Genomic DNA, 26062 nt, shown 5'->3' with positions numbered 1-26062 from the left:
TGTGGGACACAAAGAAACCGTCAGTAACGTAACGCAATCGCTTGCTGCAACAATGGCCAAGCTAATAACGCTTGTTGATAGTGTTTAGCCTTATCTGACAGGGGCAGATGATAATCGGCAAGACGATAGGCTAAAATGCCGTAAAAAGCATCCACGGCACCAGGACTATCGAACATAAAAGGCCCTTTTGCCTGACAAAAAATCTCATCTACTCTGTTTAGTTCGTGACGTAAATCACTGGATATCTCAGTTAACGGTGTCACAGGCTGTAGTGAAAATGGACATTGTTGACGCAAGGTTACAAAGCCCGAATGCAGCTCAGCACATAAGCTTCTCGCGACCGCCTTCTCAAGAGCTGACAGTGGATACAAAGACCCATTTGAAAAATCATTAAAATATTCTGTTATGGCCAAAGAGTCATGCACCACTATGTCTCCAATTAACAGAGCTGGTACCAACCCTGTTGGAGACAATTTTCTTAGCTCTGCTTTGTCACTTTCTGATTGCAGATCAATCCCCTGTAACTCAACTTCAGCTCCCGCTAACTGACTGCATATCCAAGCCCGCAAAGACCAAGTTGATAATGTCCCAACCACTAGTTTCATCACAACCTCCAAACACAATAGATTCCATCACACTGTTCTTGAAAAACTGATAAAATAGAACCGGTTAACACTTTCAATGAATGACGCCCTCAAAAGGAAGACCATGATCATCACCTTAACGACTCCCGCTATGTTGTTTCCCGCCGTTTCCCTTTTATTACTAGCTTATACTAACCGTTTTGTGACATTAGCCTCTATTATTCGAACATTTGATCCAAAGCAAGAGGACGACAACACCACGGAGCAAATCGTCAACTTAAGAAAACGCATTTACCTCATTCGTCGAATGCAAGAAGCCGGCGTAATCAGTTTCTTTCTTTGCGTTATGTCGATGCTAGCCATCTATGTAGAATATCAGCAAATCGGCAGCTATATCTTCGCCGCTAGCTTAGTTTGCCTGATGTATTCTTTGTATCTATCAGTGCGTGAAATCACCATTTCTTGTGACGCCTTAGAACTTCATTTAAAGCACTTTAACGCGGACCTAAAACGCAAAAAATCGATTCGAAAAATCTATAAGCGCACCAACTGAAGATTAAAGCCTTTCAAGGATGAGGATTCATCATACTGAGCAAAGTAATCGATAAAATCCTCATCCACTACCTTTTGATGTGTCACACTGGCATGTCGAAGGATTAAGCGGCCACCTTGTCTTAATACTAACCCTTGATGTGACACATTCAGGTTAGTGCCTATCCATTTCTTCAACGCCCAGTTAGGGCGAACCATATTAATCACACTGCCCGATGGAATACGATCTAATAAAGCTTGGTTCACCTGTTTATTCGGCCCCAAAAATAGTGCGCTTAAGGGAACATAAGGAATGTCGGCTTGGGCAATTTGAAAATGCTGACCAGTCTCGTGCAATTTTTCTAGGAGCGGCTTACAGTCCTGCTTACAAGCAATGCTTTTGGCACTTAGGTGACGATACCAAGCCGCTCTATCAATTTGTGTGATCGCTCGCTGGGATTGATCCTGTGCAACTCGATCCGTAATGTCTTGCAGTAGTTCCCGATTATTAGGCAACCAATCCAAACTGGGAAAATGGTTGCGCTGGACAAAATTGACCAAACCATCCTGATAACGAATTTTAATTAAGTTGTCTTTAAAGCTTTTTGCTGAAATGGACTGTATTCCAGCCAGCACCGTCTCAACGTAGGTGGTGCAGTCGAAGACATCAAAGCGTATCAGTGGGTCCTTATCAAACTGACCGTCTACTCCCTCACCGGCATTTCCCCCGACATAAGGCGCTCCCATAAAGAGATGGCTTAATCGCTCAACACGCGCCACGACATTCATCGAGTCTGTTTGAGTCGCTATAGACTGATAAAATACACTTTCTATATTTGGATCCTTAGTGTGCTCAAAATCACTCGCGTTGGCTCCTCCAAACAAACCGCCAACTAAGAAAAAGAGGCCTTGCCAATGTTTTTTCATCGCTACCTCGCTTGCAATACGTCACAAAATTGAACAAAAATCTCACTAACAGCCTAACATCAAGTTGCTAAAATGGCATGTAAAGAGAGAGGTTCGCCCATGAAAATACAAAATCCACCTTTTTTATATGGCCAACAAGGCTTACAACAAAGTCAAAGAAACCTTGAACAAGCCAGTCAAGAAGTTGCACACATAGCCACTCAAACCTTTGACCGAGTACAACCCAAAGAGCTAGACGTACAGCATGGCACAATTGAGGAAGGCCTGATGGAAGCGAGACAGGCCACTCAAAATGCCCAGTCTAATGCGAAAGTGATTGATGGTTCTAATAAAACCATTGGCAGTCTGATTGATATTACGGTTTAACCATTAGAATTTAGACTATGCTATCAAGCATGTCTTTTGCTTGATTCAATTCCTCAATATGAGTCATTCGCACCCAGCGACCAATCTCTTGGCCATCTTTTAACAGAATCAAATTTGGCCATTGTTTTACGCCAAACTGACGGCCTAATCTCTTTCCTTTACCATCCAATACTTTCACATGAGGCACAGTCGGGTAGGTTTTCATAAGAGATTCAATAATCGGCATAGCGACTTGACAATGAGGACACCACGGAGCGCCAAACTCAACCAACGCATAACCCGCTAGGTGATCTAGTGCTTCTTTCTCAGGCGCCTCTTCTGAATAATCTTCGTTATAGCCAAGCGTCATTGCCAACATATCGGACACCTTATTTTGATTCACTTTACCGCATTCTAAGCTTAGGGAAGTCAAAAAGAAAACCGCCTAACAAGGCGGTTTTCTGACATATATTTTCTGACCTTAAAGAAAGCACTTCAGCTTACCTTAGTTCAGGAAATGTGATTGCCTAAACTTTAAACTTCACCACTAAATCATTAAGTTCAACCGCTAAGCGTGTTAACTCCGCGGCACTGGCTCTGGTTTGATTCGCTCCCACAACGGTTTGGGTGCCCAGATCACTAATGTTGATAATATTTCCATCCACTTCCTTGGCCACATTAGATTGTTGTTCTGCGGCACTGGCAATCACATGATTGCTGTCGCTGATGGTCGCAATACGGCGAGTAATCTGTTCCAAATCTAGCGCCGCTTCCGCCACCACTTGCTTAGCCATGCTGGTTTTTTTGCTGGTATTTTCCATGGAGGACACCGCCGCATTGGCTGACGCCTGAACATTTTTTACCATGGTTTCTATTTCTTCTGTGGATTCCTGCGTTCTATGAGCAAGACTACGCACTTCATCCGCTACCACCGCAAAACCACGCCCAGCTTCTCCAGCACGGGCCGCTTCAATCGCAGCATTCAAAGCAAGTAAATTAGTCTGCTCTGATACCGCACGTATCACATCCAAAATTTGCCCAATAGAAGATACCTGATCCGCCAGCTGGTTAATCACATTCGTACTGGTTTGCATTTCTTCGTTCATATCGATAATGACCGAAGTCGTCTCATCCACTTTACTTTTGCCCTCTGATGCCAAGCGAGAAGATTCATGGGAATCTTGCGAGGTGGCTTGAGCCGTTTTCGCCACCTCATCAACCGCTAAACTCATTTGTGCAATGGCTGTGACGGCTTGTTGAATTTCATCACTCTGAAGTTGTAATCCATTCGTCGAGCTTTCGGTCACCGAGTGAAGTTCTTCTGCTGCCGACGTCAATTGGTTCGACGACTCACCTATGTGAACAATGGCCCCTCTGAGGTTCTCTTGCATGACGACAAGCGCAGTCGACAAACGAGCCATTTCATCTTCACCTTCCACGTTTAAAGTCTGAGTTAAATCTCCCTGAGCAATCACTTCAGCAGAATGTAAGGCCGCTTGTAACGGTTGATTAATACTTTTCGCTAATAAAAACGCGACCAAAATAGCAAGTAATACAGCTCCAACTATAATCAGATTAATCACCACAAAGCTATTATCATATTCCTGTTGTGCGTCTTCACTTGTCAGATCTGCAATCCTTCGATTCTCCTCAACAAGGCTGTGTAGTACTTCTACCATCTGATCGGACGTCTGATTCATTTTAGGTACGAGCGTCATAATCTCAGAGGCATCTTGCTTCATCACTGCATCCGTGACCTGAGCTTGTAATCCGTAATATGCTTTTTCAAATTGCAAAAAACGTTCAAATAACTGGCGCTCACTCGCGACTTCAATGTGGGGTTCATAAGCTTGCTGATATTGCGCCACTTTCTGCTTAATTGTCTGCAAAGTCGCTAGGATTACTTTTTGACTCTGCTCACTGTCTTCATTTAATAAGCGCAATGTAAAAATCTGCACCGTCATTAAATTACTGCCCATATGCCCAAGATTTGAAATAGCTGGGAGTATATTGTCATCAACTGTCACTAAGTCAGAACGGATGTCTTGCATTGTTTTAATGGCAACGCCTCCGAGAAAAATCAACAACAACAAAATCACTGAGAATGCCGCAAATAGGCGTGATCTAATATTCATTTTCCTTAACATTTTTTTACCCTTCATTCATATTAATAATAGTTTCTTAAGTAATAAATTAACTCGTCGCTAAGCCACCAGAAAGGGCTACACGACAAGAGTGAAACAGCGAGTCAGTCATCGTATAGACTCAAGAACAGTGCTGAAAATCATCTTAATAAGACAAAAAAAGTACTTTTCTGTGCTTAAGAATTGGAGATTCTGACCTTCATTCACAGCTCGAATTCAATTGGAAATAAAGATAGAGAATAGAAGAAACCTTGCACAACTCGATAACCAATCTCTGTTAGCAAGGACAACTGACTTTCCGTCTCCACGCCTTCAGCGACAGGTTGAACATCAAGCTCTTGTACAATGTTCAAAATAATATGACTCAAATAAATCGCCATTTGATTGGGAAGTTCATGCTCAAAGCAACAGTCTAGTGTTGAATGATCTATGGGAAATTTTAGCAATTTCTTAAGATTAGAATGCTCACGCCAAAAAACATCTAACGATTTTTCACCCCATAAGATAGGGCTAGGCTAGGCTAGGCTATCATCGACATTTACGTTTGACAGTGATGAAAAGCCATTGGTTGTTTCGACCATAAATTGATCAAATGGACATCTGGGTCTATTAAAATTATTTTTATATCATTAGTAACATTAGAAATTAAAAAACTTATTGGGAATAGCTTAAATAAAATGTATTGACTTGATAGGCTATTTCCTAGCCAACACATTAATTATAAATAATATTTATAATATAACGGCCGTTCTTATTCTGATATAAACGAATAAACTTTCGTAATATTAACATTTTTCCGAATAGGCACAGCCAAAACTATTGAGAATCATTCCGCTAAGATTTCAAATTTGTAAAGCATATTATACAGTACGTTAATTTAAAGTTGCTATGCAAGCGACAACTTTTTAACAAACAAATCCAATCAAAATACCGGACTATGCAACCATCAAAGACACCCTCTATCGAGTTTTGAACATCTTACCTGTTCAAAATTAGAGCAAAGTATTCTTTGCCTTCTTTGAAAAAACATTCTGTTTTTAAAGTAACCAAAAGCAATCTCCAAAAATATGATAATCTTTTTAGAACAATTAGTTAGATAGAATAATCTGAGCAAGAGTAGAACATGAAAAGAACGTATTGCTATACAGTCCAATTTCCCCCATCCAAACCTTGTTCTCCAATCGTCTCTTTCCGCGAGCATTTTTTTGCTTGTCACGTTGAAGACAATGATATTTGGAGGTCATTATTTGTCATATAGACAAAATCACGCCCATATATTGCCTATTTGTCAAATCAAGTCATACAAATTGCCTTATAGGTTTTGTCGTACTAGTAAGTCAAAAAGGATAATCTCGTCATGAAGATAGGACAGGTTATCAAAACCTTGCGCTTACAGCGCAAGATGACACAAGAACAAATTGCACTGGAAGCTGATATGGCCACCAGCAATGTGTCTCGCATTGAGAAAGGGCTAAGACAACCTTCGCAAAAGGTCCTATGGAAATTAGCTGAGGCATTGAATACCTCGCCTGCTATTATTTATGCTGCTAGTGAGCAGCCTGATGGCAATATCTTAGATTTCTTAGAAAAAATTAAATATGAAGAGATAAATGCGTCTTATATTAAGAAAAATAAAAAAATGAGCGAGTCCATTATTAGCAAAGATGCTCAACTCATATTAAAACTCTACAGTGAACTCTCTCCAAAGAATAAATTTTTATTATTAGAACAACTCAAAACCCTCCATAAATGGCAAGAGAAACCACATCAAGCCAATTAAGAGGAACACACTTCTGGCGCCACGTACTCCAGTTTCAATAACTCAAAGTAATTTTGCCCTAATGCAATATTACGAAACGCTTCATCACTCAAAAATTGATGAATGTGTCCCGTCACTTCAAGCTCTTCTTTATATACGGAAAAACGGTTATTGCGAAAGGCAACAAAGTCCGAACCTGGTAAGATACGCTTTGAATATTGATCAAAGAAGGCCACATACTTTGCTTGATTGCCCCTCTTGCTGAAATAATAATCATTCAAAATACGCCATGAAGTGTCCAACATCAAATTAGAGTGCTTGTCTAACATAGCTGACAATATGGCAATATGATGATCCGCTTTCATATTGGTCAACTCATACGACATTCCCATGTGCGCCCAAATAATTTTATTATTCGGGTATAAAGACAACACCTGCTCCATTAACGGTACATATAGCGTTGGAGCACGGTTGTTGCCTAAATCAGAATGTATGGTGATTGGATAGTCTCGCTTTTCCAACTCACTCATAAAATCAGCCCACTGCCGAATATCCTGAGGTGTCGCTGGCTCATGACGGTTATTAAACTGGGCTTGCTTGACCAGATTAACCTCTCCCATCCAACGAAACATATCTGGGTACTCTTTTTCATAGAGCGCCATAATAGCTAGGGTGGATTCTGGGTTGGCTAAATCCGTAAAGGTCATTGATAAGATTAAATGCAAATCTTCTGGTGCGTGTTCCAACATATTGGCTGCATTAACAAAATCATTTCGAGTGGTGGGAGAAACTGGCGTACCAGGGCATTTCAAATAATTAGAGCAGGTTGAATTAGCAGGTAACATTTGCCCAATTCCGTACACATTTGCAAAACGAACACTGGTTTGTCGGAGAAAATCATTCACCTGTTGAAAGGATATAGCGCGACCATCAAATGGTCGATAATGAAGATGGCTATCGACGACAGCCGTATAAGGTTCCGTTGTTCGGTCATAACACGATGCACCAGACTTAAAAGACGTTAATGAGCGTGCTTCACTTTCAGGATCATTAGCACACCCTATCAATAAGGAACAAAGTGCAATTGTGACCATAAAAGGATGACAAGCCATAAGAATGAAACCTCTTTGTTAAAACAAATACTTTGACGCTTACTCATCTAACACGTTATTTTTAAGGTGTTTTTGCTCGTCTATTAATAGGAATGACCTTACCATGTCCACGCCACACTATCATCATTTACAACAATACTTCAGCGACCTGATCACCAGCCAGCAACTGGTCTCTGGAAGTAAGTTGCCATCTGAAAGAGAAATTGGCGAACAATTTAAGTTCACACGGGTCACTATTCGACAAGCCCTCAAAAACCTCGAAGCCGAAGGCCTTATCTATCGTCAAAATAGACGCGGCTGGTTTGTTTCACCAGCAGCGGTGATATATCACCCAGCCAGCCATTTAAGCTTTAATTTATACGTAACTGAACAAGGCTTTTCCCCTAGTACTGAGAAACTAGCGCAACAAATTGAACCCGCTAACGAACGTATTGCACAGTTAATGAACATTCCTGTTGGAAACCCTGTCCTCTATTTGCATCGTCGTCGTTATATTGACCAACGCCCTGTACTGATCGAAAAAATGTACATCAACCAAAATTTATTACCTGGTATAGAAGAGGAAGACTTAACGGAGTCATTGAGCCAGATCCTTAAGCGTAAATATCAACAAGAATATCGAGACATGGACCTTTCCTTTAAATCCACTTCTCTTCCAGCCCACGCCGCCAATGACCTAGGCATAGCAGCCGGTCAACCAGGATTACAGATTGAACGCATAAATTACACTAGTGCGAAGCAAGTCCTTGAGGTCGATTATGAGTTTTGGCGTCATGATGCTGTGACCATTAATATTGCCATTCGAGACTAATTCTTCCACCACAATCATACTGATCCACCCAGTTATCTCCCTGCTAAATCAATCATTGACCCTGTCGATCATTTCAACTTTTTAAAAGAATCGTCACATCAATGACATATTTGGCTGCTATTTTGCATTACACAATCTGGTATATACCAGTTGATTAACCTGATGCATGGAGATGAGAAATGACACATAAGACCCTACTTAAACGTCTGGCTGTTTTAGCAGGCATCACCACGGTTTCAATGGCAGCACACGCCGCTAAAACAGAACTTACCGTCTACACTGCGATTGAAGCGGAAGATCTCAAAAAATATGCTGCTCGTTTTAACGAAGAACATCCTGAAATCAAAATCAATTGGGTTCGAGACTCTACTGGCATTGTGACAGCCAAATTGTTAGCCGAAAAAGACAATCCACAAGCCGATGTAGTGTGGGGGTTAGCTGCCACCAGTTTAATGCTGCTAAAGGGCGAAGGCATGTTGCAAACTTATCAGCCGATGGGCTCTGAAAAACTGTCGCCGAAATTCAAAGACATGAGCGACAACCCTGTTTGGACTGGCATGGACGCTTGGATGGCCGCTGTCTGTTACAACACAGTAGAAGCGAAAAAATTAGGCTTACCAAAACCGACTTCTTGGGCCGATTTAACCAAGCCGGTTTATCAAGGTCACATCATCATGCCAAACCCAAATTCATCCGGCACAGGCTTCCTAGACGTTAGCAGCTGGCTGCAAATTTTTGGCGAAAAAGAGGGCTGGACTTACATGGACGGCTTACATCAAAACGTGAGCCGCTATACTCACTCTGGTTCTAAGCCTTGTAAATTGGCTGCTGCAGGGGAAATTCCAATTGGCATCTCATTCGCCTTCCGTGCCGCGAAATCGAAAAAAATGGGTGCTCCACTCGACATTGTCTTCCCAACGGAAGGGTTAGGTTGGGACATGGAAGCAACAGCCATTATCAAAGGTACTGACAAGCTAAAAGCAGCCAAAACCTTGGTTGACTGGACAGCATCACAAAAAGCCAATGAAATGTATAACGAAGGCTACGCGGTTGTCGCCATGCCAGGTGTAGCCAAACCCGTAGATTACTTTCCGGCCAACGCCGAATCTCTGATGATTAACAACAATTTCGAATGGTCTGCAGATAATCGCAGCCAAATCCTTGCAGAATGGCAAAAACGCTACGATGGCAAAAGCGATCCAAAATAATACCTTGCTGTGGGAATAGGGACGCCCTATTCCCACTTTTCTTAGAAATGAACAGACTCATTCTACATTAGCCGATCGTCAGTCTGTTTTGTCATATCCGCTTACTCTAATTTGCATTATGAGCTTAAGGGATGATGACAAAACATACTCTTATTCAAGGAGAGGATTTTATGTCCAACCAAGCCTACCTAGAACTACAAAACATCCACCAAATGTTTGGCGCACATCAAGCTTTAAAAGACGTTTCACTTAACATTCAAGAAGGCGAGTTTGTCTGCTTTCTAGGCCCATCAGGTTGCGGCAAAACCAGTTTATTACGGATCATTGCTGGGTTAGACATGCCGACTTCAGGCAAGCTTTTTCAGGCGGGCGAAAACATTACACAAACCCCAATCAAACATAGGGATTTTGGCATTGTATTTCAATCTTATGCCCTGTTCCCCAATCTGACTGTCGCAGACAACATTGCATACGGCTTGGTTTCAAAACATTTTAGTCAAAGCGATAAACGCGCTCGTGTTAGCGACCTGTTAGCCACCGTTGGGCTGTCTGGCAGTGAAACCAAGTACCCAGCGCAATTGTCTGGTGGCCAGCAACAAAGGGTGGCCTTAGCACGAGCCTTAGCCACGTCACCTGGTTTGCTGCTATTAGACGAGCCACTTTCTGCGTTGGATGCCCGTGTAAGAGCGCACCTCCGCCAAGAGATAAAACAGCTACAAGAAAAGCTCGGCGTCACAACAATAATGGTTACGCATGATCAAGAAGAAGCTTTAACTATGGCCGATAAAATCGTCGTCATGAACCAAGGCGTTATTGAACAAATCGGCACCCCACAAGAAGTATATGCACACCCAAACACCCCGTTTGTTGCGGAATTCGTGGGCGAAATGAACTTCATTCAAGCCAAAAACAGTGGCGATGGTTTAATGCAATCAGGCACACTTATGTTGCAGTGCCAGCCCAATAGCGGAACGAATTTTGGAGAAAACGTTAAACTTGCAATTCGCCCTGAGGACATTCGTTTTAATGGTCATGAGGATGACAAGAACAGCCTCAATGCCCAAGTACTTCATTTGGAGTTTCTTGGCTCTCGGGTTCGTTCCTTATTACAAATCGACAATCATGAAACGCCTCTCATTGCGGACATCTCAATGAATGAAATGTCGGGCTTGAATTTAAGCCAAGGTCAATCTGTACGCTGCCAATTGCCAGCTGATCGTTTGCATATTTTTGGAGGCCAAGCATGAGTCAATCTAGCCTCGCTACCGCGGACCAAGCTCAAGTCAAAATATCTCAGAGCCGAGAATCAAAATGGCTTAGCCAGCGTAGTTTAGATGAATGGTCACTCGGCGCTGTGCTCATGATTGGGGTCTTAGCACTCTTCGTGTGTGTTGTATTGCCAATCTACACCCTGCTGTCTAAAAGTATTGAAAACAAAGCGGGAGACTTTATTGGGTTAGCGAATTTCAGCCATTTTTTCGCCACTCCTAGCCTTTATAACGCCATAAACAACTCATTGTTGATCGCTTTCTTATCAACGTTTATTGTCACCACCCTGTCCTTTTTAACCGCTTATGGCATCAGTCGAACACGCATTCCATTGAAAGGTCTCTTTCGCACCGTTCTCGTGTTGCCCATATTGGCACCATCACTTCTGCCGGCCATCAGTTTGGTCTACCTCTTTGGCAACCAAGGTATCATCAAAGAATTGCTCATGGGCGAAAGCATCTATGGCCCCATAGGAATTATCATTGGCTCCTGCTTTTGGACTTTTCCTCATGCTTTGATGATCATGCTAACGGCCTTGGCCAACACTGACGCACGCCTTTACGAATCCGCAGAAGTACTGGGCGCGTCCCCCATGCGTACCTTTTTCACCGTGACATTACCGGCCGCCAAATACGGCATCATCAGTGTAGCCTTTGTCGTCTTCACATTGGTTATTACGGATTTTGGGGTGCCCAAGGTCATTGGTGGCCAATTCAATGTACTGGCAACAGACATATACAAACAGGTCATTGGTCAGCAAAACTTTGAAATGGGGGCCACGGTTAGCGTTATCTTACTCCTGCCAGCCATTCTTACCTTTATCACAGATCGTTGGTTACAACGTCGACAGTCTGCTTTATTGACATCAAAAGCGGTTCCTTGGACTGCGCCAAAGCGCCCTTGGTTAGACCGCACTTTTTTCACTCTGATGCTGTTGGTTTCAGTGGTGATTATCGGCATTATATTGATGGCGGTTTATGCCTCACTGGTTACCTTTTGGCCCTATAATCTCAGTTTATCCTTTAAGAACTATAACTTTGACTTAATGGACGGCGGCGGCTGGGACTCCTATTGGAACTCCATTCAAATGGCTACCTTTACCGCTCTCATTGGCACGGTTTTTATCTTCTTCCAGTCCTATTTAGTCGCAAAACTAAAAGGCTTCCAATTACTAAAATGGTGCTTTCACCTGTTTGCTATCTTGCCTTTAGCCGTGCCCGGATTAGTACTTGGTTTAGCCTATATTTTCTTCTTCAATGCGCCCAACAATCCACTTAATGGCATCTATGGCACCATGACCATTTTGGTTGTTTGTACTATTAGCCACTTTTATACCGTATGTCACCTGACCGCAACCACGGCTTTAAAGCAGATTGATGCAGAGTTCGAGTCCGTATCAGCTTCGTTAAAAGTGCCACAAATCAAAACTTTCTGGCGCGTCACCTTGCCGGTATGTATGCCAGCGGTGTTAGACATTGCCAGCTATTTATTTGTCAATGCCATGACCACAGTGTCGGCAGTGGTCTTTCTCTATTCTTATCATACAAGTTTGGCTTCTGTGGCCGTGTTAAACATGGATGACGCTGGGGACATTGCACCAGCCGCCGCCATGGCGGTAATGATCATGCTGACCTGTATGGTGGCTCGCTTAGCGCACTGGTTTTTAGGCAGTGTGTTACTTAAGCACACTCAGTCTTGGCGTCAGAAGTAGGAAACGAACGAAATGAGCCTCACCGCCATTGTTTTAGTTCTCATATCTACCTTCATGCATGCGGGTTGGAACTTTTTTGGCAAAAAGACCAGCCCAACACTGGCTTTCTTTTTCCTGACTATGGTCGCTGGGGCTGTGATTTTTTCCCCTTTTTTGATACTTCATGGGGCACTCATACTCGCATTTGACAAAGAAATATTGATACTGCTCTTGCTGACGGGACTTTTCCAATCCATTTACCTCTGGGGGTTGGCCGAAGCCTACAAAGCAGGGGATATGTCCATTGCCTATCCGATTGCCCGCTCTTCCCCTCTAATCATTGTGGGTGTATCCACTTTTGTCCTTGGACAACAAGAAGCGGTTTCACTGCAAGCGGTTGTGGGTATGGCATTAATCGTACTTGGCTGTTTGTTCATTCCCTTACCCAGTTTTAACGATTTCAAACTGGCTAACTACCGCAATAGAACCACTTTTTTTGCTCTCGTTGCCGCCTTTGCAACGGCAGGTTATTCCTTAGTTGATAACAAAGCCACGCAATTAATGCGAGCGTTAACCGACACATCAGGAAACCCTATCGCCACCCCAAGTGAAGTCGCCTTGGCCTACGTGACCTTGCAAAGTGCCTTTGCTGTGATCTGGATGATTTGGTTTGTGATTAGCACTCGAACACAACGCCGTGAATGCGTTTATCTGATTCGTCATCAGTGGCAAGCAGCGTTATTAACCGGTGGTCTAATGCTGGGAACTTACTCACTTGTCATTCTCAGTATGGCATTTGTCGACAATGTCAGTTACGTCGTGGCGTTTCGACAATTGAGTATTCCACTGGGCGTTCTATTTGCCGTGATTGGCTTTGGTGAATCTTTAAAGGGCCCAAAAATCCTCGGGGTTCTTATGACGTTTATCGGTTTATTAGCTGTGGCGCTGGGTTGAAACCCAAGCGCATTTTTTAACACTAGAAGGAGCCAGAATGGCACTCGCATTTTTTGATCTTGATAACACCCTAGTCGCTGGCGATACGGCGCAAGCTTTCTCTGAGTACATTGCCGCTCATGATGAGCTTTCCACTCCGGACGATTTTCTCCCGAAAAATCTCGCTTATATGGAAGAGTACGACGCAGGCACTTTAGATCTAGCGACGTATATGCGCTATACCTTGTCCCCACTGTGCCACTTAACATCCGACCAAGTCGAGGCGCTGATCCGTAATTTCATTCAAGATGTCATCATCAAGATGGCTCTGCCAAAAGCCCGAATCTTGTTACAAAAACACCATGATGCAGGTGATCAAGTCATCATCATTTCGGCGACAGGCATTCATTTGGTTGCCCCTATTGCTGACTATCTAGGCGTGAAACATGCATTAGGAGTCGATATCGATATTCTAGATGGAAAAATAACCGGTGAACTTATCGGCGTTCCAACCTTCCGAGAAGGAAAAGTAGCACGCGCTTTGACCTGGGCCGAGCAACATGGCGAATCAATGGTAGGCAGCTATTTCTACAGTGATTCCCACAATGATCTTCCCTTACTGGAAAAAGTAAGCCATCCCATTGCTGTTGACCCAGACCCAATACTTGAAAAAATAGCTCAACAACGCCAGTGGAACATCCTCAGCTTGAGATAATGTTTAAAGGCGCTTATCTTGCTGTTGATTAAGCGCCTTGACTCATTTTGAAACACCCCTTCCTGTGTCAGGATTATTTACGCCGCTTGACGAACGAACCACACTTCACTACCCAGATTTTAACCCGTTTCATGGCTCCAATTGTGACCATTGCGGTAATCACCGCCATTGATATAATGCGCCGACAAAGTCGCCTACAAGTCCAATCTTAATACCCTGTTTTTGAGGATAAAAAAGCATGAAAATCGGTATTCTTGCCGCTGGTATCACACCAGAACCATTAAGGGAGCATTACCCAACCTACGCGCAAATGTTTACAGATCAAATTGGCCACATTGATCCACAATTGGAATTTAAAATATTTGATGTCCGTTTGAATGAATTTCCAGCCGATTGCCAAGTATGTGATGCTTGGCTCGTCACAGGTTCAAAAGCCGATGCTTATGCAGATGAAAAGTGGATTCTCAATTTATGTGACTTTATCCGCAACATAGATCAGCAAGGTCAGGTGTTGGTTGGCATTTGTTTCGGCCACCAGATCATTGCTCGAGCACTAGGCGGTAAGGTCGAGAAATACTCAGGGGGTTGGGGCGTAGGTGTGCATCATTATCAGTTGGCGGAACAAGTAACGATTCCTCAGCTAAGTGATACAAAAGATATTGCGATTTGTGCCTTTCACCAAGATCAGGTAATTGAAAAACCAAGCAAAATGCAGACCTTCCTCAGCTCAGAGTTTTGTCCTTATGCAGGTTTAATCTATCAAGACCGCATTCTCACTTTTCAAGGTCACCCAGAATTCTCCAAGACCTATGAATCGGATCTGATCAAGCTCTATGAAAAGACCACCTTACCGCCGGAAGTGGTAACGAAAGCGCATCAAAGCTTAGCAAAAGACGACATTCAAAACCAAGCTCTGATGACCTGGATTACGCAGTTTTTAACGGCTTAAAAGCGTTGAATGAGACTCTGTTTCAGTAAACAGAGTCTTTTTTCAACACTAAGGTCGATTCTTATTATGATCTAAGCTAGCATTATATTTTTAGCTTTAGAGTCCGATTCCATGAAAACCACCTTTGCACTGATTCTCTGTGTTTTCAGTAGTTTCGTCCTATCTGCTGAGTTAAGCCCTTATCGACAAGCACTCCCTATTCCTGATAAACCTCAAGAATACAGTTTAACCATAAATGGAAAACATTACGGTTACGCCGACCTCGTTAAGTTTCCATTGTATCAATCAAACTTTTCGACCATTTGGCGAGCGTCTGGTGAGTTTGTTGGTCCTAAGTTAACAGACCTATTAAAGGATGCTGGCCTAGAGGATTTTCAACAACTCTATCTCGCTGCAGCCGATGATTATGCCGTTATCATGAATGCCGATGCTCCAGACCAACAAACCGCTATTGTGGCCATAGCATTAAATGGCCAGCCATTTAAGATCAATGACAAAGGGCCGTTCTGGCTGGTTTGGCCGAGCCGAGAAGACACATTGACACCAGGTATGAATGAAGGAGACCTCTGGGTCTGGAGCCTTCGCCAAATAATGAAGGTCAAATAAGTGCGATTGCTGAAATCCTACCCAATAAAGTTCGTTATTATTCCTATGGTCATAATGGCTTTAGTGCTTTTAACCATTGGTTTATGGCGCTTCCAACAGGACATTAAAGACATACACAAACGCATTGGTATTACGCCACATGAAATTCGCTACCAACTACAACAGAGCAGTCTACAAGTCGCACTGATTAACCAAGAAATCAATTTAACCAAGCAATATCAGGTTCAAAATGATAAACAAGACTTGCTTAACCGCGCCAAACAACTGAAATCTCGTATTGAAAACATTCGCGTCATATGGAGAAGACTCGAGTCAGATCTCGACAAAACCGATCTACAAGATGAACTGAACACCTTTGAAAACCATCTAGACACGCTGATGAAACTCCTTACAACACATGATCTTAATTCATCTGAAAACTTCCCAAAAATCTTTTCCGAATTACAACAAGTCAAAATTGTCAGTGCGGCTATGTACAGTCATGGCAGTGCTTTTATCCGTGATCATATTGACAGATATGTTAAAAAACTGTCTAAAATAACCATGGCAATCAACACCTTAATCCTCATTTTCATTTTAGTATTGGCAGCACTTTCCTACGCTCTAGTACTGATTTTCAAACAAAAGAATGAGCTGAATAAACTCTCTGTTGAAGATCCGCTAACCGGTTTATACAACCGCCGTCAGTTCAACCTTCATTTGGCTCATGATGTCAGTGAATACAAAGCACAGCAAAGTCCATTTTCATTGATGATTTTCGACATTGATTATTTCAAACTGTTCAATGATCACCTAGGTCACATTGCTGGGGACCAAGCATTACAGCTGATTTCAGAACATTTGAAAGCCCTAAAAAAGACAGAAACAAAAATTGAGTTCTACCGAGTCGGTGGTGAAGAGTTCGCCTGCCTTTGCCATGAACAAGATTGCACTAAAACACAAGGGATTGCAGAGAAGATTCGCGCCTCTATCGAGACGCTTAATATCGAACACACAATAAGCAAGGTATCCGACAATCTAACCATTTCAATTGGTATTGCCTCCGCCTTATCACTAGAAGAATTAAACCCAGACAGTATTTATTCGGTGGCAGACCAAGCCTTGTACGAGGCCAAAAAGCGTGGCCGTAATCAAGTGTACAGCGCTCAAAAAACCTCATAAATCAGCCTTGAAGAGAATCGATTTACTTTTGATCGACTGCTTTCAAAGCCTCAAATGTCAGGATTTTAAGACTCCACTCTAGTGGAGCCATTCAGAAGTTTTCCGCATGACAAGAGCAATTGCCACTTCAACTATTCCTTAAATAGAAATAAAGCCTTTCTAAAACGTCTGTTTATTTAATATTTAATAACTTTTAGAGTGACGCAATTATATAAGGAAAATTAGTCATGAATTCAATCGTTATTCAAACACCCTCATCCCCTAAGCATTTGTTTTTGTTATTTCATGGCGTTGGTGCATCACCACAAAGTATGGCCCCCCTCGCTAAGCTGATTGCCGAACATCACCCTGATGCTGCCGTTGTATCTGTGGTCGCCCCACAAGTATCAGATTTAGGACAAGGGTTCCAATGGTTCTCAGTCAGAGGTGTGACCGAAGAAAACCGTGTAGAAAGAGTTGAGGCCGCGTTACCTTTTTTTATTGATTGTGTGCAATTCTGGCAAACTGAGTATCAATTATCTTACCAAGACACTAGCCTGATCGGTTTTTCTCAAGGGGCTATTATGTCCCTGTCTGCCACTCAACTTGCTGAGCCTATTCTGGCTTCCAGAATAATCTCCTTATCTGGGCGTTTTTCAACCTTACCGCAAGTCGCACCATCACAAACACACATTACTTTCTTCCATGGCGAAGCAGATGAAGTCATCAATGTTCAGTTTGCCAAAGACGCCTACCAGGCATTGGACAAATTAGGAGCTGACACTTCACTAGAAACCATTCCGCAGCTGGGACATACCATTAACCAAGCGGAAACCACAAAGCTATTATCATTGCTTAAAAACGGATAGCTCGAACAGCAAAAACGTACGAAAACGAAAAGTACAAAAAGGGCATCAAAGAGATGCCCTTTTACTTGAGAAAACACAATCGCGTTAAATTGTACCGCCTAAAGACCCTTCTAATTGCGCTAACTCTTGACCTCCTGCCATCAAATCTTGCAGCTCATCAGACGTAATTTCACCACGCGCTGCTGTGCCTAAAGTCTGTCCTCTGTTGAGCACGGTAAAGCGATCACCCACGGCAAGAGCATGTCGTACGTTGTGACTGATAAAAACCACCCCCACCCCCTGTTCACGCACTTTATCTATGGTCGCCAACACATTGGATGTTTGACGTACGCCCAGTGCTGACGTAGGCTCATCTAGAATCAATACTTTTGCACCAAAGTATACTGCTCGAGCAATCGCGACCGTCTGACGCTCACCGCCCGATAAAGTACCTACCGCTTGATCTGCACTGCGCAAATTAATCCCCATTTTTTTCATTTCTGACATGGTAATTTCATCTGCATGCTCAGTATCGTAACGCTTCCACAAGAACTGGCCCTTCGTTGGCTCACGCCCCATAAAGAAGTTTCTCGCCACTGACATCAGCGGAATCATCGCTAGATCTTGATACACACAAGCGATGCCAGCCGCCATAGCGTCACGAGGACTACCGAATTCAACCGGCTTCCCCCCCATGAAAATTTGACCTTGGCTTGGCCGGTACACACCTGACATGGTTTTAATAAAGGTTGATTTACCGGCGCCATTGTCGCCAAGCAGACAATGACATTCACCAGGTTTCACATCGAAACTGACACCATTCAATGCAATCACATTACCGAAGTGCTTTTCAATGTTATCCATATGAAGAATTGATTCAGACATCTTAGCGTTCCCCTGTCACACGTTTGCGAATAGCGTTATTGAAAATAACCGCCAACAACAACATTGACCCTAAGAACACTTGAAACCAATCCTGGTCAATATTAGTGTAAGTCAAACCAATCACTACCATACCGAAGATAATAGCCCCAAAGAATGCACCTATCGCAGAACCGTAACCCCCCGTCAGCAAACAGCCTCCTATAACGGCGGCAATAATGGCTTCAAATTCTTTCATAAAGCCACGACGAGCATCGGTACTACCCGCATCCAGCACTTGCGTAATGGCAAGCAAAGCAGCACAAGAAGCCGTCAGCATAAACAACGCAATCTTCACCTTACGTACCGGAACACCAGAATTCGATGCGGCTGTTTTGTCTCCGCCAGCGGCAAAAATCCAGTTACCGGCCGGTGTTTTTAACAATACATAAGTGGCAACCCCAGCTAATAATAAGAACCAAAGTATCTCCACTGGAATGCCAGGAACTTTTGGTAAACCACTACGGAAGGTATCCACCCATCCCATTGAAGCCGCCCATTGGAAAAAGCCTTGGAAAGCATCTCCGCTAAAGAAAGGGACTAATGGATCCCCTGCAACCGCATCACGCACACCACGAAGTTGAGTAGAACCACCAGTTGCGGCTTTTAGGCCGACCAAAGACAAACCACGTAAAATAAAGAGGAAAGCCAATGTCACGATAAAAGAAGGTAAACCGGTTCTCAGAACGATTTGCCCATTAACGGCACCGACACCAGCACACAAAATTAAAGTCATCGGAATGGCTAAAATAAGAGGCAAATCAACATTGACGACACAAAATCCAAATATCAAACCAGCAAATGCCACCATTGAACCGATAGAAAGATCAAACTCTCCCCCTATCATCAACAATGCAGCGGCGATGGCTAAAATACCTAACTGAGCCGCTGGCGATAGAATGTTCATGATCCCAGATAAGGTGAACATAGAGCCATCTGCAGTAAACATAAAAAAGATTGCAACAAGTAAAGCCCCAGCCACGGCTCCAAGCTCTGGTCGTTTCATTAGACGAGCTACGCGGCTTTCTTCCTTCAATCGTTCATCCAGTGTCGAGTCATTCTCTAGTGACATAAATCCTCCGGAACGCATTCAGTAATACTGAAACGGAATACATTTGGGTGTGAAATAGGAAGGCCATACCGGCCTTCCTGATTTTTGTAGAAGTATTAACGAATACCTTTCGCTGATAGGTCGATTACTTGCGCTGCTTTATCCGCTGTAATCAAGTTTGGACCAGAAGGAACGTTACCACCTGGCATTAAGCCGTATTCACCATTAAGTGCTAAAAAATCAACCGCCATGTAACCTTGCAAGAATTGTTGCTGGTCAATTGCAAATGTCGCATCGCCATCCACAATGGCTTTTAAGAAGTCCGCAGAAAGGTCAAAAGAAGCGACTTTAACATCACCGGAAAGACCAAGAGATTTCACCGCCGCAACCGTTGGTTCACCTGCAGTGGAAGCCCCTAATGCCATAATAGTGTCTACGTCTGGGTTAGAATCCAGTGCCGCGCGAACTTTTGATTCAATTTCAGATGGGTCGTTGCTCGTAGGCAGAATCGAGACATTCCCCCCAAAACCTTCTGTGAAACCTGCGCAACGTTGATCTAAAGAAACATTACCCACTTCTTGGTTTACACAAATGCCTTTTTTACCGCCCATTGCTTTTAGTTTCTCACCCGCCACTTTACCAGCATCGTATTCTTCTTGACCAATGTGCAGTAAGGCACCAAGAGACTTCGAAACATCGGAACCTGCATTGATAGAGATCACCGGAATGCCCGCATTCACAGCACGACGAATAGATGGCCCTAGCGCATCCGCATCAGGAATGGACACCACCAAACCGTCTGGCTCTTGGTTTACCGCAGCATCAATTAACTGTGACATAGCCACCATATCGAACGTTTCAGGGGCACGGTAATCCACATCCGCGCCTGTGTGTTCAGCGGCTAATTCAACCCCATTCTTTACCACGGACCAAAACGGATCGTTCGCTTGACCATGAGTAACAACAATGATGCTGGTTGATAAAGCAATGCTGGAACATAATCCAGCTGAAGTAGCCAATAGACCTTTTATTATTTTTTTCATTCTCTAGCTCCTCTAAGGATGATCATAGGACGGTAAGCGTTTTTACCGACAACCTTGGTAATAAATACCAAAAGTTATGAGCTAGTTTAGCCAACTGAAAAAAAAACACCACACAAAAATGAAATAAAAATTACATTTTTTATTTAAAATAGAACAATTAGTTCAAATAAAAATTAATCAGAACAAATTCCCTATTTCTCAAGAACTCCCAACAAAAATAAAAATAAAATTCAATAAAATCAGACGATTAAAAACAGCCATCGAAAATGATTAATGGAAATATAAATGACCGTATTCGATTGGAAGACCCCATTCATTGACCACTTACACCTCACCAACAAGGTCATTGAAATGATTCATCAGCCCTATCATCACCACAACAAGGTCGAGTTCAGCTTACTCTAACGCAATGAACTCGACCCCTTTTTCAAGGGCGTCGCGGTCAATTCACTCAGCAGAGTTAACAGAAAACGCTTGGTCAATAGACAATAAAGCTACTCGCGGGGACATGCCGTTCAATGCAATATTGTGAATCATCTCGTCAACCGTCGTACAACATTCTGCAATAACAGCCACATCATACGACTCTGCTGACTTAGAAATAGCGGTATGAGTAACACAATTTTGCGTCATCATGCCGCAAATAAGTAACGAATCGATTCTCAACTGCTTTAAGACAGACGCCAAAACGGTTTGCTCAAAGCTGTCAGCAAAGTGTTTTACCACCAAGTGCGATGAAGCCAACACCTTTTTTAATGCGGAATGAAGTTGAACCCCTTCGGTTCCTTCATTAAAGAAAGGGGCTATGCCTTTTTCAACATTGGCGACATGCTGTATAAAAATGATTGGCATCGCTTGTTGCTGCGCTTTCACAATCGCTGTTTGAACCTTTTGCAGTGTTTCTTCTGCTTGCCATAAGGGGTAATTCCCATTGGGAAAATAATCATTTTGTAGGTCAATAACCAATAAGGCTGTGTTTGACATGAGTTCGCTCCATACATTGATTGAAAAGCAAAGTATGAAGAGGTGCTATCTTTTTCTGAAGTGTCTAAAATGACACAACCAAGGCCAAAAACGACAAACATCAAAACACAGTGTATTATGACCAACACCATTAGCAAGACGATCAACATTGCGATCATTCATCATGAAATAGCATTACCTTCGGCAGTGTTTGGATTAGAAGAGATCTTCTTGCTCGCCAACCGAGTCTGCGATACTCACCATCTGGACATTGTTTTTAATCCACAGCGCATAACTCAACTCGCTAAAAACAACGTCCCCCATTGGGATGTAATTATTTTACCGCCCTGTATCGCCGGTCAAAACTCTCCCACTGATGCGGCACTGTTAAAGTGGCTTATCAAACAACATAAGACAGGCAGTCTTCTCACCTCCATTTGTGTCGGCGCTTTTACACTTGCTGCGACGGGTCTATTGGCAGGTCGTACAATCACCACACACTGGTCCTTTGCCGATGAATTTCGTCTCCGATTTCCAAATCAACCAGTGGATATACAGCGCATTTTAATTGATCACGGAGATGTCATCAGCGCTGGGGGCGTGATGTCTTGGTTAGATTTGGGCTTAGCATTGATAGCAAAATACTCGTCCCAATTTGTGAAACGACAAGTTGGAAAAACCTTAGTCATGGATACCAAACACAGGGAGCAAAGTTTTTATCAGGAATTCACCCCCAATTTTAGTCATGGCGATCTCCTAGTAATTCAAGCACAACAATGGCTAGCCCAGCATTTATCACAAAAAATAGAGGTTAGAAAACTTGCAGAACATTGTCATCTTAGTGAACGAACACTACAGCGACGTTTTATGAAAGCCACGCGACTGAGTCCAAATCAATACTTACAGCGTCTACGCATCCAAGCGGCTTGCGATCTTTTAGAAACCACTCGCCAGCCCTTTGAAAGCATTGCTTATCAGATCGGCTACCTAGACAGCAGTGCCTGTCGAAAGACGTTTATTAAGATTATGGGGTTAACGCCCAACCAGTATCGCAAGCGCTTCTAAAAATATCCTAATATTATTCAACGGCTATTAATGTATATATATCACCGTTTGAAACACCAAAGAGGTTAAGGAAGGTACAAACAAGTTCACTGGCTACGGCAAGGTGCTCCTCGGCAACCGCTCCTGCGTACACCACATCCTTGTGGTTATGCGTTGCTCTAATCCCCTGCACCCATGCAGGGGGTAGCGTGGGAATAACGCTCTTTTATTCGAGGCAAGTTTTGCCGTCCAATATCAGTCTATTGGCAACAAGCTTAACAAAGAATAAAGAGAGCTTAGACCACGCCCTTCTGGTATTTCAGAAGACTGACGTTCAGAAGACTTATTCGTACCTTCTAAGCACAATCATAAGCAAATCAAATAAATTGACTCAGCATTCAAGGATGGAAACTGGCATCATAATGCCCGATAAAGAAAACATCAGTGATGCCTATAGGATTAGCAGAAAAGAAAAGCGGCATAGAGTAATTTATTAAAATGATACATCCATGCGACCTGAACTGAGGATGTTGGCATTGAGCGGAAAATCAAATCGCCAACATCACACTGATGCCCATTTCTTTCGAATGATTTTTAGGTTCTATCATGGCCGTGCCATCAGCATCATAATCTAAAGTAGAATCTTCAATACTCCAGTATTTGTAAAAAGCTTCCACTTTGAATGTTAAGCCTTTATACAAAGGTTTAGAAAGCCCTAAATGAATACGATTTCCAAAGCCTTCGTGCTGCTCAAAAGACAAATCGTTATGGCCACGCAACCTACCTGTGTAACTGGTATTTTTCCCCAATAGAAAATAATCAAACTCAAAACTTCCATATAAATTCCAGTCATTTAGGAATTTATCATGTTCAAAGCGAATACCAATTGGACTGTAGTAATAGACCTGCTCGCGTTCATAACCATAAGCGGAAGTGCTGCTTATCATACCACTGGAATCATCGTTTAAATAACGATAACCAAGACCTATGTAAGGCGTTACTTGCCATGCAGAACTAACCTTCCATTGAGAGCCTCTTAAACCACGTATTTCAAACAGCTCATCGGGAATTCCCTGTATGGTTCCAGAGCCTTCATAATCCATCTTGCCACTCGCAATGGTGATTTCCAACGCTTTAAAATCATTCGCTTGCTGAAATATAATTCGCCCATTGAGACCAGATAAGGAACCATTTTCCTCCATTACTGAGGGTTCTGTATAAGTAATACTTGATGCGTAAACACCTAACTCAACACTTGCACTCGAAGAAGCGGCGAAGACACCAACACTCCAAATGCTAAAAATCAACATATGTAAAAATCTAATCACGATAAGCCTTATTCATAGTTCAAATCCATTTATACACATTATAAACAAAGCCACTTACTAATTGATATACAGAACAATATATCTCGAAAAGAAACCTTCGTTGTAAATGAGAGCCAGTATTATTTGATTCCAGCACCTAAATTTCACGAATTAACCTAGGTTAATTACACCAGTTAACAGCTTCGATAAAGTCTCATTATCACTCAAACAATGGAGAGCAACCTATGAGCATAATCGGAGCATTAAAATGGCGTCATTCACTGAAACATTTTTCCCCAAAAAAAGTCGACACCACACTCATCCATAACCTCATTGAAGCCGCCAGGCTTTCAGCCTCATCCTACGGCCTTCAACCATATCAGTTATTGATTGTGCAAGACCCCGCATTATTACAGCAATTATCGGATCAAGCTTTTGGGCAGGCACAAGTAAAGGAATGCTCTCATCTATTCATCTTTGCTAATAAAACCAACATAACTGACACCCTAGTGGAGGAGTATTTCGAGCACCATCATCAGCAAACCCAAACAGAAGTAGGTAGCCTAAATGGCTATGCAGAGCATATAAAAACCGCAATTGGCGCAAAAACAGAGGAAGAGAAACACATCTGGGCCGAACAGCAAGCCTACATTGCCCTCGGTTCCTTATTGGCTGAAGCAGCCATGTTGTCAGTAGACACCTGCCCGATGACTGGTTTTGACAAAGCCGCCTTCAACCACACCTTAGGTCTCACTAAAAAAGACTTAAGTGCCTGTGTCATTTGTGCGGTTGGCTATCGAGATGAAAACATCCAAATACAGAACAAGGTAAGATTACCTTTGAATGAATTTGCGAGTTTTATCTAAGGAAGATACTAAATTAGAGCAGAGTAATTTTACTCTGCTCTTATAAACTCAACCTTTATAAATGGAAGGAAAGTTTGCTCAAAAAAGTCACACGTTTTGTTACTGAAAGGGAGCATGATTTAATTGATCTTCAATATACGATTCGTCTGTTAGACTTTTTAAAAATTCAATCAAATAAAGCACTTCTGCTTGGGATAGCTCAAAACCTTTAATTTTCGAGTCGCGAAGTGGTGACGGTTCACCATGAATCGCAGATTGTCCACCAGCGGCATAGTGCTTAACAACCTCCTCAAGGCTGTTTAGCGAACCATCATGCATATAGGGAGCAGACAGTTCGATGTTTCGTAACGTCGGTGTCCGAAATTTCCCTTTGTCTAAATCACGCTTAGTGACTTCATAAAGTCCTTCATTCCCCTGAGGGTAGCTGCCTTTCATATCCACATTATAAAGCCCAGTATTATGGAAATTTGGCTGCAAAGTGGCATCACTAAAATGGCGTCCAGAGTGGCAACCCGAACAGGCTAATTTTTCACTAAAGAATAAAGCCTCGCCCTTTTTAGCATTAACACTGATGGCGTCTTCTTGACCATAAAAACGGTATCGATCATAAGGAGAATTCACGCTGATTAAGGTGCGCTCAAATGCACCAATGGCCATAAAAACTTGCTCAAAATCGATCGCATTACGATTTGGGAAAGCCGTTTCAAATTGAGATGGATAAAGAGGATGCTCAGAAAGGTAACTCAATACTTTGTTTTCATAGCCCTTGGTTCCCATTTCGATAGGATGAGTACCAAACACTGGGATTTTCGCCTGATCTTCAAATAACCTTATATTCGGGTCTGCCCAAGTCAAGGTTGTCATATAGGCGGTATTAACAAGAGACATGGCGTTGCGAGAATGAAACTCCCCTGTAATGCCAACGGAAACAGGTCTATTTTCCGCATAGGATTTTTCGGGTAAATGGCAGGTTGCACAGGAAACATAACCCGCTCCGGATAGATTCAAATCAAAGAAAAGTCGCCGACCCAGTTCGACTTTTGCGTTACTCATTGGGTTATTCTTAGGCACCACTGGGGGCGTAACATCTGGTGGAAGATGCCATTGCCATTTGTCCTTATCCAACACCAACTCTGCACCACAAAATGACGCAATAAGAAGAGAACAAAATGAGACCATATACAATAATAACCTTGTATACATCTAACCACTCCGATGACCTGCTCTCTATTAATTATAGTCAAGAAGCTGGCATAAAAACCGAAGCATAAGACCATTTCATAATTCTTTTAGCAG

At 42.7% G+C, this 26062-nt stretch carries 27 protein-coding genes; 15 read left to right on the top strand and 12 right to left on the bottom strand.

Annotated elements, in window-relative coordinates; all coding sequences use genetic code 11:
• Positions 1-20: 20 nt before the first annotated feature.
• On the bottom strand, positions 21-605 hold the full coding sequence (locus MAR181_RS04765) for a glutathione S-transferase N-terminal domain-containing protein (RefSeq protein ID WP_013795458.1): 585 nt from the start codon (positions 603-605) through the stop codon (positions 21-23).
• A 103-nt stretch (positions 606-708) separates the two neighbouring features.
• Between MAR181_RS04765 and MAR181_RS04760 the strand changes: the two genes are divergently transcribed.
• Positions 709-1137 (top strand): DUF2721 domain-containing protein, encoded by a 429-nt coding sequence (locus tag MAR181_RS04760; protein WP_013795457.1) that lies wholly within the window; start codon positions 709-711, stop codon positions 1135-1137.
• Here MAR181_RS04760 and MAR181_RS04755 read toward each other — a convergent pair.
• Positions 1119-2042, bottom strand: a complete 924-nt coding sequence (locus MAR181_RS04755) for an N-acetylmuramoyl-L-alanine amidase-like domain-containing protein (protein WP_013795456.1) — start codon at positions 2040-2042, stop codon at positions 1119-1121. The genes MAR181_RS04760 and MAR181_RS04755 overlap by 19 nt on opposite strands.
• A gap of 99 nt (positions 2043-2141) precedes the next feature.
• Between MAR181_RS04755 and MAR181_RS04750 the strand changes: the two genes are divergently transcribed.
• On the top strand, positions 2142-2408 hold the full coding sequence (locus tag MAR181_RS04750) for a hypothetical protein (RefSeq protein ID WP_013795455.1): 267 nt from the start codon (positions 2142-2144) through the stop codon (positions 2406-2408).
• 10 nt (positions 2409-2418) lie between these two features.
• Here the strand turns inward: MAR181_RS04750 and MAR181_RS04745 are convergent, their stop codons facing one another.
• From MAR181_RS04745 to MAR181_RS18220, 3 genes are all read right to left on the bottom strand, one after another.
• Positions 2419-2820 (bottom strand): thioredoxin family protein, encoded by a 402-nt coding sequence (locus tag MAR181_RS04745; RefSeq protein ID WP_245546210.1) that lies wholly within the window; start codon positions 2818-2820, stop codon positions 2419-2421.
• Between the two features lie 94 nt (positions 2821-2914).
• The gene (locus MAR181_RS04740) at positions 2915-4522 is read right to left on the bottom strand and encodes a methyl-accepting chemotaxis protein (protein WP_245546209.1); all 1608 of its coding nucleotides are present in this window, start codon (positions 4520-4522) and stop codon (positions 2915-2917) included.
• 212 nt (positions 4523-4734) lie between these two features.
• A complete protein-coding gene (locus tag MAR181_RS18220) occupies positions 4735-5037 on the bottom strand; it encodes an EAL domain-containing protein (protein WP_083815558.1) in 303 nt (100 codons plus the stop codon).
• A gap of 896 nt (positions 5038-5933) precedes the next feature.
• Between MAR181_RS18220 and MAR181_RS04735 the strand changes: the two genes are divergently transcribed.
• Positions 5934-6311, top strand: coding sequence for a helix-turn-helix domain-containing protein (locus MAR181_RS04735; RefSeq protein ID WP_245546207.1), 378 nt, complete (start codon positions 5934-5936; stop codon positions 6309-6311).
• Here MAR181_RS04735 and MAR181_RS04730 read toward each other — a convergent pair.
• Positions 6308-7402 carry an amidohydrolase family protein gene (locus tag MAR181_RS04730; protein WP_013795451.1) on the bottom strand — a complete coding sequence of 365 codons (1095 nt, stop codon included), beginning with the start codon at positions 7400-7402 and terminating at the stop codon, positions 6308-6310. The two genes, MAR181_RS04735 and MAR181_RS04730, sit on opposite strands and share 4 nt — an antisense overlap.
• A 103-nt stretch (positions 7403-7505) precedes the next feature.
• Between MAR181_RS04730 and MAR181_RS04725 the strand changes: the two genes are divergently transcribed.
• The 10 genes from MAR181_RS04725 (at position 7506) to ypfH (ending at position 17592) form a co-directional block, all read left to right on the top strand.
• A complete protein-coding gene (locus MAR181_RS04725; RefSeq protein ID WP_013795450.1) occupies positions 7506-8213 on the top strand; it encodes a UTRA domain-containing protein in 708 nt (235 codons plus the stop codon).
• A gap of 179 nt (positions 8214-8392) precedes the next feature.
• Positions 8393-9421 (top strand): putative 2-aminoethylphosphonate ABC transporter substrate-binding protein, encoded by a 1029-nt coding sequence (locus tag MAR181_RS04720; RefSeq protein ID WP_013795449.1) that lies wholly within the window; start codon positions 8393-8395, stop codon positions 9419-9421.
• 170 nt (positions 9422-9591) lie between these two features.
• Positions 9592-10668 carry a putative 2-aminoethylphosphonate ABC transporter ATP-binding protein gene (locus MAR181_RS04715; protein WP_013795448.1) on the top strand — a complete coding sequence of 359 codons (1077 nt, stop codon included), beginning with the start codon at positions 9592-9594 and terminating at the stop codon, positions 10666-10668.
• Positions 10665-12401: a putative 2-aminoethylphosphonate ABC transporter permease subunit gene (locus MAR181_RS04710; protein ID WP_013795447.1), complete on the top strand. Its 1737-nt coding sequence runs from the start codon at positions 10665-10667 to the stop codon at positions 12399-12401. The genes MAR181_RS04715 and MAR181_RS04710 overlap by 4 nt, the downstream gene beginning before the upstream one ends.
• A 12-nt stretch (positions 12402-12413) precedes the next feature.
• The gene (locus MAR181_RS04705) at positions 12414-13334 is read left to right on the top strand and encodes an EamA family transporter (RefSeq protein ID WP_013795446.1); all 921 of its coding nucleotides are present in this window, start codon (positions 12414-12416) and stop codon (positions 13332-13334) included.
• Positions 13335-13371: 37 nt separating this feature from the next.
• Complete coding sequence (locus tag MAR181_RS04700; RefSeq protein ID WP_013795445.1) at positions 13372-14028, top strand: HAD family hydrolase; 657 nt, start codon at positions 13372-13374, stop codon at positions 14026-14028.
• Positions 14029-14266: 238 nt separating this feature from the next.
• Positions 14267-14977 (top strand): glutamine amidotransferase-related protein, encoded by a 711-nt coding sequence (locus tag MAR181_RS04695; protein WP_013795444.1) that lies wholly within the window; start codon positions 14267-14269, stop codon positions 14975-14977.
• Between the two features lie 111 nt (positions 14978-15088).
• On the top strand, positions 15089-15583 hold the full coding sequence (locus MAR181_RS18040; RefSeq protein WP_013795443.1) for a hypothetical protein: 495 nt from the start codon (positions 15089-15091) through the stop codon (positions 15581-15583).
• Positions 15584-16744, top strand: a complete 1161-nt coding sequence (locus tag MAR181_RS18035; protein ID WP_013795442.1) for a GGDEF domain-containing protein — start codon at positions 15584-15586, stop codon at positions 16742-16744.
• 227 nt (positions 16745-16971) lie between these two features.
• Positions 16972-17592: an esterase gene (gene ypfH / locus MAR181_RS04680; RefSeq protein ID WP_013795441.1), complete on the top strand. Its 621-nt coding sequence runs from the start codon at positions 16972-16974 to the stop codon at positions 17590-17592.
• Between the two features lie 84 nt (positions 17593-17676).
• On the opposite strand, the gene MAR181_RS04675 is transcribed toward ypfH, so the two are convergent.
• From MAR181_RS04675 to MAR181_RS04660, 4 genes are all read right to left on the bottom strand, one after another.
• Positions 17677-18456, bottom strand: a complete 780-nt coding sequence (locus MAR181_RS04675) for an ATP-binding cassette domain-containing protein (RefSeq protein ID WP_013795440.1) — start codon at positions 18454-18456, stop codon at positions 17677-17679.
• A 1-nt stretch (position 18457) separates the two neighbouring features.
• The gene (locus tag MAR181_RS04670) at positions 18458-19564 is read right to left on the bottom strand and encodes an ABC transporter permease (RefSeq protein ID WP_013795439.1); all 1107 of its coding nucleotides are present in this window, start codon (positions 19562-19564) and stop codon (positions 18458-18460) included.
• A gap of 95 nt (positions 19565-19659) precedes the next feature.
• The gene (locus MAR181_RS04665) at positions 19660-20586 is read right to left on the bottom strand and encodes a sugar ABC transporter substrate-binding protein (protein ID WP_013795438.1); all 927 of its coding nucleotides are present in this window, start codon (positions 20584-20586) and stop codon (positions 19660-19662) included.
• 447 nt (positions 20587-21033) lie between these two features.
• The gene (locus MAR181_RS04660) at positions 21034-21570 is read right to left on the bottom strand and encodes an isochorismatase family protein (RefSeq protein WP_013795437.1); all 537 of its coding nucleotides are present in this window, start codon (positions 21568-21570) and stop codon (positions 21034-21036) included.
• Positions 21571-21639: 69 nt separating this feature from the next.
• Here MAR181_RS04660 and MAR181_RS04655 point away from each other — a divergent pair, with 69 nt between their 5' ends.
• Positions 21640-22614, top strand: coding sequence for a GlxA family transcriptional regulator (locus tag MAR181_RS04655; RefSeq protein ID WP_245546206.1), 975 nt, complete (start codon positions 21640-21642; stop codon positions 22612-22614).
• Between the two features lie 527 nt (positions 22615-23141).
• Here the strand turns inward: MAR181_RS04655 and MAR181_RS04645 are convergent.
• A complete protein-coding gene (locus tag MAR181_RS04645) occupies positions 23142-23903 on the bottom strand; it encodes an autotransporter domain-containing protein (RefSeq protein ID WP_245546205.1) in 762 nt (253 codons plus the stop codon).
• A 242-nt stretch (positions 23904-24145) separates the two neighbouring features.
• Between MAR181_RS04645 and MAR181_RS04640 the strand changes: the two genes are divergently transcribed.
• On the top strand, positions 24146-24766 hold the full coding sequence (locus MAR181_RS04640; protein WP_013795434.1) for an NAD(P)H-dependent oxidoreductase: 621 nt from the start codon (positions 24146-24148) through the stop codon (positions 24764-24766).
• Positions 24767-24865: 99 nt separating this feature from the next.
• On the opposite strand, the gene MAR181_RS04635 is transcribed toward MAR181_RS04640, so the two are convergent.
• A complete protein-coding gene (locus MAR181_RS04635; protein ID WP_013795433.1) occupies positions 24866-25969 on the bottom strand; it encodes an MbnH family di-heme enzyme in 1104 nt (367 codons plus the stop codon).
• Between the last annotated feature and the right edge of the window lie 93 nt (positions 25970-26062).

The sequence above is a fragment of the Marinomonas posidonica IVIA-Po-181 genome, from assembly GCF_000214215.1.
GTDB lineage: Bacteria > Pseudomonadota > Gammaproteobacteria > Pseudomonadales > Marinomonadaceae > Marinomonas > Marinomonas posidonica.
Note: the sequence above shows the minus strand (reverse complement) of the source record. Positions and strands in the feature narration are given on the sequence as shown.

Coding starts and splice junctions, on each gene's coding strand:
- MAR181_RS04730 (WP_013795451.1), bottom strand. CDS start 7,402: ATGGCTTGTCATCCTTTTATGGTCACAATTGCACTTTGTTCCTTATTG.
- MAR181_RS04710 (WP_013795447.1), top strand. CDS start 10,665: ATGAGTCAATCTAGCCTCGCTACCGCGGACCAAGCTCAAGTCAAAATA.
- MAR181_RS04735 (WP_245546207.1), top strand. CDS start 5,934: ATGACACAAGAACAAATTGCACTGGAAGCTGATATGGCCACCAGCAAT.
- MAR181_RS04725 (WP_013795450.1), top strand. CDS start 7,506: ATGTCCACGCCACACTATCATCATTTACAACAATACTTCAGCGACCTG.
- MAR181_RS04640 (WP_013795434.1), top strand. CDS start 24,146: ATGAGCATAATCGGAGCATTAAAATGGCGTCATTCACTGAAACATTTT.
- MAR181_RS04760 (WP_013795457.1), top strand. CDS start 709: ATGATCATCACCTTAACGACTCCCGCTATGTTGTTTCCCGCCGTTTCC.
- MAR181_RS04665 (WP_013795438.1), bottom strand. CDS start 20,586: ATGAAAAAAATAATAAAAGGTCTATTGGCTACTTCAGCTGGATTATGT.
- MAR181_RS04715 (WP_013795448.1), top strand. CDS start 9,592: ATGTCCAACCAAGCCTACCTAGAACTACAAAACATCCACCAAATGTTT.
- MAR181_RS04660 (WP_013795437.1), bottom strand. CDS start 21,570: ATGTCAAACACAGCCTTATTGGTTATTGACCTACAAAATGATTATTTT.
- MAR181_RS04720 (WP_013795449.1), top strand. CDS start 8,393: ATGACACATAAGACCCTACTTAAACGTCTGGCTGTTTTAGCAGGCATC.
- MAR181_RS04695 (WP_013795444.1), top strand. CDS start 14,267: ATGAAAATCGGTATTCTTGCCGCTGGTATCACACCAGAACCATTAAGG.
- MAR181_RS04740 (WP_245546209.1), bottom strand. CDS start 4,522: ATGAATATTAGATCACGCCTATTTGCGGCATTCTCAGTGATTTTGTTG.
- MAR181_RS04635 (WP_013795433.1), bottom strand. CDS start 25,969: ATGTATACAAGGTTATTATTGTATATGGTCTCATTTTGTTCTCTTCTT.
- MAR181_RS04765 (WP_013795458.1), bottom strand. CDS start 605: ATGAAACTAGTGGTTGGGACATTATCAACTTGGTCTTTGCGGGCTTGG.
- MAR181_RS04750 (WP_013795455.1), top strand. CDS start 2,142: ATGAAAATACAAAATCCACCTTTTTTATATGGCCAACAAGGCTTACAA.
- MAR181_RS04645 (WP_245546205.1), bottom strand. CDS start 23,903: ATGTTGATTTTTAGCATTTGGAGTGTTGGTGTCTTCGCCGCTTCTTCG.
- MAR181_RS04700 (WP_013795445.1), top strand. CDS start 13,372: ATGGCACTCGCATTTTTTGATCTTGATAACACCCTAGTCGCTGGCGAT.
- MAR181_RS04675 (WP_013795440.1), bottom strand. CDS start 18,456: ATGTCTGAATCAATTCTTCATATGGATAACATTGAAAAGCACTTCGGT.
- MAR181_RS04755 (WP_013795456.1), bottom strand. CDS start 2,042: ATGAAAAAACATTGGCAAGGCCTCTTTTTCTTAGTTGGCGGTTTGTTT.
- MAR181_RS04670 (WP_013795439.1), bottom strand. CDS start 19,564: ATGTCACTAGAGAATGACTCGACACTGGATGAACGATTGAAGGAAGAA.
- ypfH (WP_013795441.1), top strand. CDS start 16,972: ATGAATTCAATCGTTATTCAAACACCCTCATCCCCTAAGCATTTGTTT.
- MAR181_RS18040 (WP_013795443.1), top strand. CDS start 15,089: ATGAAAACCACCTTTGCACTGATTCTCTGTGTTTTCAGTAGTTTCGTC.
- MAR181_RS04655 (WP_245546206.1), top strand. CDS start 21,640: ATGACACAACCAAGGCCAAAAACGACAAACATCAAAACACAGTGTATT.
- MAR181_RS04705 (WP_013795446.1), top strand. CDS start 12,414: ATGAGCCTCACCGCCATTGTTTTAGTTCTCATATCTACCTTCATGCAT.